Here is a 12501-nt window from a genome sequence, read left to right as displayed (position 1 = left end):
CCGCGAATGCTACCGGGGACCGCCCGGTCGCCGGGCGGTCCCCGCGCCGCGCGGCTCGTCCGGGGTGCGGACGAGGTCGCCGCCCAGGCCACCGTCGGGGCCCGCCAGGACGCGACGGGCCACCCGGCACTGGTCGACGGCGTCCCAGGCGTACTCATCACCATGGGTGGCCGCCCGTTCCTCCTGATGGCCTTCACCGTCGAGGACGGCCGAATCACCAAGATCCGGACGCTCTCCGACCCGAAGCGACTGGCCCAGATCGTCCCCTCCTGGGTCGCCTGACACGTCGGCCCGCACGCCTTGAGCGCCCCTTTCGACGGGGGCGCTCAGGGTGGCCGGGCGCTAGTGGGCGGGGGTGTCCTGCTGGGGCGGGGTGCGGATCAGAAGGGTCACCAGGACGGCCACGGTGGCCAGGGCGAGGGCCGAGACGGTCGCCGCGGTGGTGTAGCCGTGGACGAGGGCGCTCACCCGGGAGGCGGCCGGGCCGTGCTCGCGCAGGTAGCCCGCCGTCGCGCCGATCGCGACGGTGTTGACGACGGCGGTTCCGATCGACCCGCCCATCTGGGACGCGGCGTTGACGACGGCGGCGGCGACCCCGGCCTCGCGCGGGGAGACGCCGGCGGTCGCCAGCGAGAAGGCCGGCGGGAACACGGCGCCCATGCCGATCCCGAGCAGGATCTCGACGGGGACGACCGAGGCGGCGTAGCCGCTGCCCGGGTCGAGCCGGGTCAGGACGGCCAGGCCGGCCGCGGCGATGAGCAGGCCGCCGCCGATCAGCAGGCGGGCGGGCACGCGCCGGGTGAGCAGGGCGCCGACCAGGTACCCGCTGACCGAGTTGGCGAAGGCGAGCGGCAGGAACGCCAGGCCGGTCCGCATCGGGGAGAAGTGCGCGACCACCTGCAGGTAGTAGGTGAGCGTCAGGAAGATCCCGAAGGCGCCGACGACCGCGGTGGCCACGGCGAGGTAGGCGCCGGCCCGGCCGCGGTCGGCGAGGATGCGCAGCGGCAGCAGCGGCGCGTCGTGCCTGGCCTGGCGCGCGACGAACAGGGCGAGCGCCAGGGCGCCGGTCGCGAGCGGCGCGGTGGTCTGCCACGCGTCCCAGCCGTGCGGGGCGGCCTGCCCGGCGCCGTACACGACGGCCGCCAGGCCGCCGGTGACGAGGACGGCGGAGATCCAGTCGACGCGCGCCCCGGGGAAGCTCGGCGGGGCCGGAAGGACGATGCGTCCCGCCACGGACGCGGCGACGGCGATCGCCACGTTGACGTAGAGGCACCAGCGCCAGTCGGCGTACTGGGTCAGCGCGCCGCCGAGCAGCAGCCCGACGGCCGCGCCGCTGCTCGCCACGGCGCCGTACACGCCGAACGCCTTCGCGCGCTCCTTCGGTTCGGTGAACGTCACCGCCAGCAGGGAAAGGGCGGTGGGCGCGAGCAGCGCGGCGAACGCCCCCTGCAGGGCGCGCCCGACCACGAGGACGCCGAAGCCGGGCGCGGCGCCGGCGATCATCGAGGCGACCGCGAACCCGGCCAGCCCGGCCAGGAAGCTGCGGCGCCGCCCGACCAGGTCGGCGATCCGTCCGCCGAGCAGGAGCAGCCCGGCGAAGGACAGGGTGTAGGCGGTGATCACCCACTGCCGGTCGGTGTCGCCGAAGCCGAGCGCGTGCTGGGCCGTGGGCAGCGCGATGTTCACGATCGTGGCGTCGAGCGCGATCATCAGCTGCGCGACGGCGATGACGACCAGCGCGGCCCAGCGGCGGTTCGGGACGCCCGCGGACGGGCCGGACGCGGTGCGCGACGTGATGGCGGTCATGGAACCCACCTCCCATTAAGTGAAGGGTTCTCCTCCAGATATTAACTGGAGGTTTCTCCTCCGTCTAGAGGTGGAGCGGGATCGCGTAGGACCCGGAAGGGGAGGGGCTCAGAGCGCGTCGGGATCGCCCACCGGGGCGCTGAGCTGCGAGTTTGATCGAGGGAAGCTTGCCATCCCTTGGTGATTTCTGTAGGTTTGCCGCTCCAAGACGCCATCCAGGCGTTTTGTCCCACTTACGTGGGCGGGGTGCCCTCCCCGCGGAACAAGGCCCCGAGACGGTCCATCGATCGGGCCTCACATCGTCAGCGCCGCTTCTCCCTCAGCGGCACCCGCCGAGTCCGCCGTCGCGCGGAGCCGGGGACCCACCTCGCACCGGGGTGAATCGGCCTGCCCAGGCCGTAGGGCGACTTCCACGCCCGAACCCGTCAGCTAACCCGGTAGGCGGCACTTGGAAGCAAGGAGCCCCCCTTGAAAGGCAAGCACAGCAAGCAGTCGCGCCGTCTGAGGCTCGCCCCCTGGGCCATCGGCACGATGACGGGTCTCGCCACCTTCGGCGTGACGGCGGCCCTGCCGACGACCTTGCAGCACGCGACCATCGAGACGGCCGCCGCCGCCCAGACCGTCCCCCAGCAGCAGACCGCGCAGCTGATGGCCGAGCGGCGGACGCAGGTCGGAGAGCGGAGGCAGGCCCGGGCCGCGGCCCAGTTCCAGAAGGAGTTCAAGGCGCCGGCGAAGGCCGAGGCGGCGAAGACCCGGTCCTCGGCGAAGGTCGAGGCGAAGCCGGTCTCCGCGAAGAAGCAGGCCGTTCCCCAGCAGCAGGCGGCCGATCCCAAGGCGGCCAAGCGGGCCCTGGTCATCAAGCGGGCCAAGAGCTGGCACCCGCACACCGCCCAGCGGGTCCCCTACAGCCAGACCGGGTCGCACAACGGCTACCGCACCGACTGCTCGGGTTACGTCTCCATGGCGCTGGGGCTGCCCAAGCCCGGGCCCAACACCGTCGGCCTGACCTCGTCGCGGTACACCGAGCGCATCAAGATGTCCCAGCTGAAGAAGGGCGACCTCGTCATGGACGCCCTCGGCAGCAACACCACCCGGCACGTCGTCATCTTCGAGAAGTGGGCGAACAAGCAGCACACCTCGTACTGGGCGTACGAGCAGCGCGGGCGGTACGGCACCGACCACCGGACGCTCACCTACGGGCTGTCCTCCGGCGACGAGTACAAGGCGTACCGGCCGACGTCCCTCAAGTAGGCGGCGGCTCAAGAGAAGCGCCCGGCATCGGCGGATCGCCGGTGCCGGGCGGAACCGGCCGGTGACTGGTCAGACCGAGCGGACGGCGCGCATGGACTCCTTCAGGGAGCCGAGGGTCGCGAAGACGGCCGTGGGCTCGTAACCGCAGTGGGCCATGCAGTTGGCGCAGCGGGAGTCGCGGCCCCGCCCGTAGGAGTCCCAGTCGGTCTCGTCCAAGAGTTCCTGGTAGGTCTGGGCGTAGCCGTCCGACATCAGGTAGCAGGGCCGCTGCCAGCCGAAGAGCGAGTAGGACGGGATCGCCCAGGCCGTGCAGGGGAAGTCGGCCTTGCCCTCCAGGAAGTCCAGGAACAGGGGCGAGTGGTTGAAGCGCCACCGCTTGCGGTTGCCGTCCGCGAACGCCTTGCGGAACAGCTCCCGCGTCTCCTGGACGCCGAGGAAGTGGTCCTGGTCGGGAGCCTTGTCGTAGGCGTAGCCGGGCGAGATCATCATCTCGTCGACCTCGAGGTCGTCGTTGAGGTAGTCGAGGACGTCGATGACGGTCTGCGGCGTGTCCGTGTTGAAGATCGTCGTGTTCGTGGTGACGCGGAACCCGCGCCGCTTGCACTCCCTGATGGCCGCCACCGCGTCGTCGAAGACGCCCTCCTTGCAGACGGACTCGTCGTGCCGCTCGCGCAGCCCGTCGATGTGCACCGCCCACGCGAAGTAGGGCGACGGCGTGAACTTGTCGATCTTCCGCGGGATGAGCAGCGCGTTCGTGCACAGGAACACGAACTTCTTGCGCCGGACGAGCTCGTTCACCAGCTCGTCGATCTGCGGGTGCATGAGCGGCTCGCCGCCCGCGATGGAGACCATCGGCGCGCCGCACTCCTCGATGGCGGCGAGGGCCTGCTCGACCGGCATGCGTTTCTTCAGCACGTCGTGCGGGTGCTGGATCTTCCCGCAGCCGGCGCAGGCGAGGTTGCAGGCGAACAGGGGTTCCAGCTCGACGATGAGCGGGAACTTCTCCCGCCCGCGCAGCTTGTTGCGGAGGATGTAGCCCCCGATGCGAAGGCTCTGGCGGAGCGGCATGCTCATGGTGTCCGGACCTCCTTGGGCGGTGCGGGCCCGGTGGACTCCACCGGGTCGTGGGCGGGCCGTGTCATGTCGCGGCCCGCAGGTAGCGGCCGAGCGCGCTCACGGGGAACACCAGCCGGTACAGGTGGTAGTTGATGTAGAAGTCGCCGGGGAAGCCTGTGCCGGTGAACAGGTCCTCGTCCCAGTTCCCGTCCGGGCGCTGGTGGTCGACGAGCCACTGGACGCCCGCCTCCACGGCCGGGGAGCGCTCGCCCGCGGCGAGCAGCGCCAGCAGCGCCCAGGCCGTCTGGGACGGAGTGGACTCGCCCCGCCCGATCCACGCCGGGTCGTCGTAGGAGCGCAGGTCCTCGCCCCAGCCGCCGTCGGCGTTCTGGTGGTCCTCCAGCCAGGCGACGGCGCGCCGGATCGCGGGCTTGCCGGGACGGACCCCCGCCGCGATGAGCGCGGGCACCACGCTGCCCGTCCCGTAGACGTGGTTCGCCCCCCAGCGCCCGAACCACGACCCGTCCTCCTCCTGCGCCCTGAGCAGCCACACGACGGCGCGCCTGACCACGGGCGACTCCGCGAGGCCCTCCCCGGCCAGCGCCTCGACGACGTGGGCGGTGACGTCGGCGGACGGCGGGTCGATGACGGCGCCGAAGTCGCAGAAGGGCAGCTTGGTGCACAGCTCGCGGGTGTTGTCGGCGTCGAACGCGGCGAAGCCGCCGTCCCGCGACGCCATCCCGTCCAGCCAGCGGACGGCCCGCCTGACCGGCTCCTCCGCCTCCGGGAAGGACACCTTGCGCAGCGCCAGGATCGCCTCGGCGGTGTCGTCGGTGTCGGGGTAGACGTCGTTGTCGAACTCGAACGCCCACCCGCCCGGCGGGACGTCCGGCCGCTTCACCGCCCAGTCCCCCGGCCCGCGGACCTCCTCGCCGACGACCCATCCGGCGGCCTTCACCAGGGCGGGGTGGTCGGCGGCCACGCCCGCGTCGGCGAGCGCGTTCATGGCGAGCACCGTGTCCCAGACGGGCGACTGGCACGCCTCCAGGCGGCGCCCCTTGTCGTCGCGGATGATGAACCGTTCGAGCCCGTCCAGCCCCCGTTTGACGACCGGGTGGTCGAGGCCGTAGCCGAGCTCGTGCAGCGCCATGAGCGAGTACACCCACGGCGGCTGGATCCCGCCCCAGCAGCCGTCGGCCTCCTGCCTGGCGATGATCCAGTCGGCGGCCCGGCGCAGCGCCGCCCGGCGCAGCGGGCGCACCGGCCGCCGCTCGTACACGTGCAGGACGCGGTCGAGGGCGTTGAAAGCCGCCCCCCAGCCCTTGGCCTCGTTCGCCGGCATCGCTCCGCACCGCAGTTCCGGCAGGTCGAACGGCAGCGCCCGGACGGGCCGCAGCGACCCGAGGACCGTCAGCGGGACGATCGTCTGCCGCGCCCAGCACGCCCAGTCGTAGACGTTCAGCGGGACGCGGCTCGGCAGGAACATCAGCTCGGGCGGCATGACCGGCAGGTCGTCCCAGGACCACTGGCCGAACAGCGCCAGCCAGATCCGGGTGAACACGCGGCTGCCCTCGACGCCGCCCGCCTCCCGCACGTACTCGGCGGCCTTGCGCATGTGCCCGGCGTCGACCGGGTCCCCGGCGAAGCGCAGCGCGACGTAGGCCTCGATCGTGGTGGACAGGTCGGCCGGGCCGCCGTGGAAGTTCGCCCAGGTGCCGTCCTCGCGCTGCTGGGAGCGGATCCAGCGCGCTGCGTCCTTGGTGTCGGCGTCGGAGCGGATGCCGAGGAACTGGCGGAGCAGCAGGTCCTCGGCGTCCATGGTGACGTTGGTCTCCAGTTCGGCCTTCCACCAGCCCTCGGGCGACTGCAGGCCGAGCAGGTGGTCGCGGGCGGCCTCGACGGCGGCGGCCGCCGCGCCGGTGAGTCCGGACACGTCGGTGGTGGTCATTCGGTCCTTCCCTTCTGGCGCGGCGGGTCAGTGGTCCCGGGAGGTGACGAAGAGCGCGATGTCGCGGAACTCGGCGGCCACGAGCTCGTCCATGCCCGAGTCGTCGAGGTGGCGCCCGGCGGCGGCGACGCGGCGGTCGGCCTCGGCCACGGCCCAGTCGCGGCCGCCCGCCGCCTCCACGAGGCGGGCCATCTCCCGCAGGACGTCCTCGGACGGCGGCCCGGGTTCGGCGTACAGCGCGGCGAGCCGCTCGGACTCGGGGCGCCCGGAGTTCAGGGCGTACACCACCGGCAGCGACTTCTTGCGCGCCCGGAGGTCGGCCAGGACGGGCTTGCCGGTCGCCTCGGAGCTGCCCCAGATGCCGAGCAGGTCGTCCACGAGCTGGAACGCGAGGCCCATCTCGGTGCCGAACCCGGTCAGGTGCGTCACGAGGCGGGTCGGGCCCTCGGCGAGCATCGCCCCGATCGAGCAGGCGCAGGCGAGCAGCGCGCCCGTCTTGTCCCCCGCCATGGTCAGGCACTCGTCGAGCGTCACGTCGTCGCGCTGCTCGAACCCGATGTCGAGCGCCTGGCCCGCGATGAGCCGCTGCGTGGCGGCGGTCAGCGCGCGCGCCGCCCAGTGGGCGCCGCGCGTCTGCTGGTCGAGGAGCAGGTTCTCCGACAGCGCCAGGAGCGCGTCCCCGCCGAGGATGGCGGCGGACGGGCCGAACACCGTCCACGCGGCGGGACGGTGCCGGCGGGTCCGGTCGCCGTCCATGATGTCGTCGTGCAGCAGCGAGAACGCGTGCACGAACTCGACGGCGACGGCGCCGGGCAGCGCCGTCTCGTGGGGCGCCCCCGCGGCCCGCGCGGACAGCAGCGCCAGCGCGGGGCGCAGCGCCTTGCCGCCCGCGGCGGCGGGCTCGCCGTTCTCGTCGGTCCAGCCGAGGTGGTAGGCGACGACGCGGCGGGTCCACGGGTCGAGGCGCTCCGCGCAGGCGCGCATGGCCTGGTCGACCAGGGCGCGGCCGTCGGTGATCGAGGCCGGGACGGTGGTCATCGGCCGCTCCCCCCGTCCCGGCGGTGCTCGTTCCGGACGGTCGGTCTCAGGTGGCGGCGGACGAGACGGGCCGCGGTCAGACCGCTGCGCACGGCTCCCTCCATCGTGTCGGGCCAGCCCGTGTCGGTCCACGCGCCGGCGAGGAACAGCCACGGCAGCCGGGTGGCGGACGCGGGACGCAGCGCGTCGCTGCCGGGGCTCTGGCGGAACGTCGCGTGCCGCTCCCGCGTCACGAAGAAGTCGGTGACGCGGGCGCGGCGGGCGGCCGGAAGCAGCCGCCTCAGCTCGGCGAGGTACACCGAGCGCAGTTCGGCGGTGGGCGTGTCGATCCAGCGGTCGGCCGCCGAGACCGACACCGCCAGGTACTGGCCGCCGCCGGTCAGGCCGCTGACCGCGGTGCGGTCGAACACCCACTGCACGGGCGAGCCGACCGCGGCGGCGAACGGCGGGTCGGCGCCGTCGACCCGCAGGACGGGCCGGTCGTAGACGACGTGGACGTTGACGATCGGGCTGGAGCCGAGCCCGTCCCAGCGCGCCCGGTCGGGGGCCGCCTCCTCGGGGACGAGCCCGGCCGCCGCCCGGTGGGGCACGGCGAGGACGACGGCGTCGGCGCCGACCGGCGAGCCGTTCACCACGAGCTTCGGCCCGGCGTCGATCGCCGTCACCTTCGCGTTGAGGTGGATCCGGCCGCCGTTCCGCTCGATCCGGGCCGCCGGGAGCGTGCCGTGCAGGTCGCCGAGCGGGACGGCGGGCACGCCGATGTCGGCGGCGTCCGCGCGGCCGAGCAGCGCGGTCTGGCACACGAACGCGGCGGGGCCGAGCGCGGCCCCGTCCAGGCGGACGTTGAGCGCGGCCGTGACGAACAGCTCCCAGAGCGCCGCGCGCGCCCAGGGCCGCTGCCCGTGCTCGGCGAGCCAGGTGCCCATGCTGATCCGGTCGAGCGACGGGTCGGCCGGGTCGACGCGGTCGAGCGCCAGCGACGCGCCGACCGCCCGCAGCCGGTCGGACGGAGAGAGCAGCCGGTACCCGGCGAGCGCCGGGAGCAGGTGCAGCGGGCCGGGGGCCTTCGCACGGCGGAGCCGTCCGCCCGGGCCGTCCGGGGTCAGGACGCGGACGTCGAAGCGGTCCTGGACGCGGACGCGGTCCAGCGCGTCCAGCCGGGCGAGCAGCCCCTGGTACGCCGAGCAGCATTTCAGGAAGATGTGCTGGCCGTTGTCGACGGTCAGGCCGTCCCGCGTGAACGAGTGGGTGGCGCCGCCGAGCCGGGGCCGCGCCTCGTAGACCGTCGGGCGCAGCCCCGCCTCCTGGAGCGCCAGCGCGGCGGTGAGGCCGGCGAGCCCGCCGCCGACGATCGCGACCTCCGCCGGGCCGCCGTCGCGGGCGCTCACCGGTGGATCCCGGCCATCGCCATGGCGGACACGGTCGCCTTCTCCCACGCGGGCAGGGACGTCCGCGTCTCCAGTGCGGTCAGCGGATCGGCCGTGATGCGGCGCAGCAGGTGCCGGTAGATGCCCGCCATCGCGCCCGCGCACGCGGCGCTGCGCCGGTCGAGCATGGGCAGCAGCTTCAGGCCGTCGGCGTACCACCGCTCCGCCCGGTCCGCCTGGAAGCGGACGAGGCTCGCCAGGCGGTCGGGGTCGTCGGTCGTCCGGCCCGCCTCGTCGCGCTCCAGGGTGCATCCGAACCGGGCGAGGTCCTTCGCGGGCAGGTAGACGCGGCCGTTCGTCCAGTCCTCCCGGACGTCGCGGAGGATGTTCGTGAGTTGCAGCGCGACGCCGAGCGCGTCGGCGCGCGGCACGGCAGTGGCCGGGTCGTCGGTCCCGAACACGCCGAGCGACAGGCGGCCGACGGAGCCGGCCACGCAGCGGCAGTACCAGAGGAGGTCGTCGAAGGTGTCGTAGGTCCCGCCGCGCACGTCGGCCTCGCAGCCGTCGATGAGCTCGCCGAACGCGTCGAGCGGGATCGGGTGGCGGCGGGCCGCGTCGGCTAAGGCGACCAGCACCGGGTCGGAGGGGTGGGCGCCGGGGTCGGCGATCCGGGCGCGCTCGCGGGCGAGCGCGGCGAGCCGGTCCGCGACGGGCGCGCCGTGGTCGTCGCCGATGTCGTCGACCCGCCGGGCGAACGCGTACACGGCGCTGAGGGCCCGCCTCTTGGGGGCGGGAAGCAGCCGGATCCCGTACGAGAAGTTGCGCGCCTGGGAGCGGACGACGCTCTCGCAGTGCCGGTAGGCGGTGGATGCGTCCATCTAAGCTGCCCTTCTCCTTCCCATGGTCCGCGACCACTCGGCGAGCAGCCGCGCCTTCCTCGGCCGCGGCGGGCCCGCGAGGACGTCGTAGGCGGCGCGCTCCAGCGCGTCGAGGGCGGCGAGGCCGCCCGCGACGTATCCGGCGACGGCGACCCGCGCGAACCCCTGGAGCCCGCCGGTGAGGGCGACGCCCTCCGCCAGCATCCGCCGCGCCCGCCCCGCCTGGAGCGCCACGACCCCGCGCAGCCGGGTCGGGGTGGCAGCGGCGGTGAGGTCGTCCTCGGTGCAGCCGAACCGCCGCAGGTCGTCCGCGGGCAGGTAGACGCGGCCGTTGCGGTGGTCCTCGGCGACGTCCTGGCAGTGCTCGACGATCTGCAGGGCGGTGCACACCTTGTCCGACAGCCGGATCCGGTCCGGCGTGGCGGCGCCGAAGACGTGCAGGACGATGTGCCCGACCGGGTCGGCGGAGAGCGCGCAGTAGCCGAGGAGGTCGTCGAACGTCGCGTACCGGGTGACGGCCTGGTCCTGGCGGTTCGCCTGGATCAGGCGGCGGAACGGCTCGGCGGGGATGCGGCGGGCGACGATCGTCTCGGCCAGGTCGCGCAGCACGGGCAGTTCCGGCCGCTCGCCCGCGTAGACGCGGTCGAGGTCGCGCTCGACCAGGTCGAGGAGGTCCGCCCGCTCGCCCGGCGGCGCCTCGTCCCCGATGTCGTCGACGAGCCGGGCGTACCCGTACACGTTCAGCAGGTGGGCGCGGTGGCGGGCGGGGAGCAGCCGCGAGGCGACGGGGAAGTTCTCCCCGGCCTGCAGTTCGGTCCTCGCCCGGCGTTCCTCGGTGGCGTTCCACAGACGCTCGCTGACGGACATGGTGTTCCCCCTGGGGCGGTGGCGGCGCGGGGGCGCTTATCGATGCCCGTTAACCGGGTGATCGACCGGTAAACCTGGCATCGTCGGGGCCCATGGTGCGTACGTCCCCGATCGACAGCGCGAAGCCTCCCGAATCTCCGTCGTTCATGAATATAGGCCGGAAGTGGTCAGGCGGGAATATGGGTTCGGGCGTCCGAACGATCACCGTCCGTCATCCCGCATTCACCTGAGAATGGCGGCGGCTCCGCGGGACGGAGGCCTCGGGACGGGCGGAACGGGCGGCGGGAGGCTCAGTAGGTGGCGAGTATTCGGGCGAGGACGCGAGGCGTGTGCTCGGGCGGCGAGGCCTCGGTGACCAGTGTGTTGAATATGTGCCAGTGGTGCTCGATCTCGGCGCGCCGCGTCGGGTAGACGGCATTGTCGGGACGCTCCAGATAGACCATGTCCTGCAGCCCCTGCTGCGGGAACCGGACGAGGGTGAGCGACCCGTCTCCGGCGACCTGGCCGGAAATGCCGAGGGGCGCGATCTGGATGGTGACGTTCGGCCGCCTGCACAGCTCGACGATGTGCAGGATCTGCCCGCGCATCGTCTCGGGCGCGACGAGGGGACGCCAGAGCGCCCCCTCGTCCAGCACGACCCAGAGGTTGAGCGGGCGCGGCCGGCGGCGCAGGACGCGCTGGCGCCGCATCCGGAACTCGACGCGCCGCTCGGTCTCGGCCTCCGACCTGGACCCGGCGCGGGAGGCGACGAGTTCGCGGGCGTAGTCCTCCGTCTGGAGCAGGCCGGGGACGAACCGGGCCTCGAACGTCCGGACCAGCTTGGCCGCCTGCTCGGCGCTGAGGTAGTCGCGGACCCAGCGCGGCACGATGTCGCCGTCGGCGTGCCACCAGGGCGGAGCGTCGGTCTGCTCGGCGAGGGCGAGCAGGGTGGCGCGCTCGCCCGGGTCGGCGCCGTAGCGGTCGAGCAGCCGGGCGACGTCGCCGGGCTTGGCGCGCGAGCGGCCCAGCTCCAGTCTGGTGATCTTCGACTCGGAGCCGTAGATCGCCAGGCCCGCCTTCCGGCGGGAGAGCCGGGCGGCCTCCCGCAGCTCGCGGAGCCGCCGGCCGAGCAGCATGCGCGGGACGAGCGGGTCGCCCTGCCCGGAGGCCGTGCTCACCGGAGCGTTGCGGGTGCGGGCCGACCGCGGCTTCCTGCTGCCGGTGATCGTGGCGGAGGCCAAGGGGGGACTCCTCATCGGAAGACGGCGTGGACGACCGCTCCGACTATAGTTCACGCTGCGCGTCGGAGATAGGACCGTATGTTACGTAGCGTCTCGGACATATAGCCCAGTCCCGGGAGGCGACCCCCGGCACGGCGCCTCAGGGTTTGCGGGCCACCCCGCATCTGGTCGGCAGGTTCTCGCCGCCGATCGGGCCCACCTCGGGGCGCCACGCGCCGCTCGTCACCAGGCCCGGCTCCTCCAGTTCCAGCCCGTCGAAGTAGCCGCGGATGAACTCGGGGCTGCGCAGCCGGAACGGGATGGCGCCGGTCTCGTCGTAGGCGCGCTGCGCCGCGTTGAACGCCTCGTTCTCGTCGGTGGAGTCGTGCAGGATGAGGTAGCTGCCGGAGGGCAGCGGGTCCATCAGCCCGCGGACGACGTCGTACGCCTCGTCCGGGTCGACGATGTGCCCCAGCACGCCGATGATCATCAGCCCGACCGGCCGGGACAGGTCCAGCAGCTCCGACGCCCGGTCCATGATCGTCTTCGGGTCGTGCAGGTCGCAGTCGATGTAGGCGGTGCGGCCCTCGTTCATCAGGGCGCGGGCGTGCGCGAGGACGAGCGGGTCGTTGTCGACGTAGACGACCTTGGCCTCGGGGGCGGCGCGCCGGGCCATCTCGTGGGTGTTGTCGACGGTGGGCAGGCCGGTGCCGCAGTCCATGAACTGGCGGATCCCGCGCTCGAGGGCCAGGAACCGGATCGCCCGGTCCATGAAGTAGCGGCCCGCTCGGGCGATCTCCACGATGCCCGGGTACAGCCCGACGTAGTGGTCTCCGGCGAGCCTGTCCACCTCGTAGTTGTCGGTCCCGCCGAGCCAGTAGTTCCAGATCCGCGCCGACTGCGGAACGCCAGTATTGATCTTGGAGTCCGATCCCTTCCCCGGGCCGGGCGTGGCATCCGTCATGGTCTGACGCTCCTTCCAGCAGGTACGGGCACCCTGCCCTCAACCGGTGGAAGCAATTCCGCTGGTCAGTAGCTCGGCGAACACTTCCTTGGGCTTCTTGAATCCGAAGATAGCGCGGGGTCGGTTG

11 protein-coding genes and 1 riboswitch are annotated in these 12501 nt (G+C 73.2%); of the genes, 2 read left to right on the top strand and 9 right to left on the bottom strand.

The window, feature by feature from the left end; all coding sequences use genetic code 11:
* The first annotated feature begins 6 nt into the window (after positions 1-6).
* Positions 7-282: a hypothetical protein gene (locus AB0C21_RS12455; RefSeq protein WP_500204114.1), complete on the top strand. Its 276-nt coding sequence runs from the start codon at positions 7-9 to the stop codon at positions 280-282.
* 60 nt (positions 283-342) lie between these two features.
* Here AB0C21_RS12455 and AB0C21_RS12450 read toward each other — a convergent pair whose 3' ends face one another.
* Positions 343-1806 (bottom strand): MFS transporter, encoded by a 1464-nt coding sequence (locus AB0C21_RS12450; protein ID WP_500204113.1) that lies wholly within the window; start codon positions 1804-1806, stop codon positions 343-345.
* Between the two features lie 320 nt (positions 1807-2126).
* Positions 2127-2265: riboswitch (cyclic di-AMP (ydaO/yuaA leader) on the top strand.
* Between the two features lie 9 nt (positions 2266-2274).
* Here AB0C21_RS12450 and AB0C21_RS12445 point away from each other — a divergent pair.
* Positions 2275-3057, top strand: a complete 783-nt coding sequence (locus AB0C21_RS12445; protein ID WP_500204112.1) for an NlpC/P60 family protein — start codon at positions 2275-2277, stop codon at positions 3055-3057.
* Between the two features lie 69 nt (positions 3058-3126).
* Here the strand turns inward: AB0C21_RS12445 and hpnH are convergent, their stop codons facing one another.
* The 8 genes from hpnH to AB0C21_RS12405 form a co-directional block, all read right to left on the bottom strand.
* Positions 3127-4131: an adenosyl-hopene transferase HpnH gene (gene hpnH, locus AB0C21_RS12440; RefSeq protein ID WP_500204111.1), complete on the bottom strand. Its 1005-nt coding sequence runs from the start codon at positions 4129-4131 to the stop codon at positions 3127-3129.
* Positions 4132-4195: 64 nt separating this feature from the next.
* On the bottom strand, positions 4196-6061 hold the full coding sequence (gene shc, locus AB0C21_RS12435) for a squalene--hopene cyclase (RefSeq protein WP_500204110.1): 1866 nt from the start codon (positions 6059-6061) through the stop codon (positions 4196-4198).
* A gap of 27 nt (positions 6062-6088) precedes the next feature.
* The gene (locus AB0C21_RS12430) at positions 6089-7099 is read right to left on the bottom strand and encodes a polyprenyl synthetase family protein (protein ID WP_500204109.1); all 1011 of its coding nucleotides are present in this window, start codon (positions 7097-7099) and stop codon (positions 6089-6091) included.
* A complete protein-coding gene (hpnE, locus tag AB0C21_RS12425; RefSeq protein WP_500204108.1) occupies positions 7096-8487 on the bottom strand; it encodes a hydroxysqualene dehydroxylase HpnE in 1392 nt (463 codons plus the stop codon). The genes AB0C21_RS12430 and hpnE overlap by 4 nt, the downstream gene beginning before the upstream one ends.
* Positions 8484-9344, bottom strand: coding sequence for a presqualene diphosphate synthase HpnD (hpnD, locus tag AB0C21_RS12420; RefSeq protein WP_500204107.1), 861 nt, complete (start codon positions 9342-9344; stop codon positions 8484-8486). The genes hpnE and hpnD overlap by 4 nt, the downstream gene beginning before the upstream one ends.
* Positions 9345-10211 (bottom strand): squalene synthase HpnC, encoded by an 867-nt coding sequence (hpnC, locus tag AB0C21_RS12415; RefSeq protein ID WP_500204106.1) that lies wholly within the window; start codon positions 10209-10211, stop codon positions 9345-9347. It lies immediately after the preceding gene.
* A gap of 290 nt (positions 10212-10501) precedes the next feature.
* On the bottom strand, positions 10502-11431 hold the full coding sequence (locus tag AB0C21_RS12410) for a helix-turn-helix domain-containing protein (RefSeq protein ID WP_500204105.1): 930 nt from the start codon (positions 11429-11431) through the stop codon (positions 10502-10504).
* A 139-nt stretch (positions 11432-11570) separates the two neighbouring features.
* Entirely contained in the window at positions 11571-12374 is an 804-nt protein-coding gene (locus AB0C21_RS12405) for an SAM-dependent methyltransferase (RefSeq protein ID WP_500204104.1), read from the bottom strand.
* Positions 12375-12501: the final 127 nt, after the last annotated feature.

The sequence above is a fragment of the Spirillospora sp. NPDC049024 genome (genome assembly GCF_040649235.1).
GTDB lineage: Bacteria > Actinomycetota > Actinomycetes > Streptosporangiales > Streptosporangiaceae > Spirillospora.
This window is presented reverse-complemented; position numbering and strand designations above follow the sequence as displayed.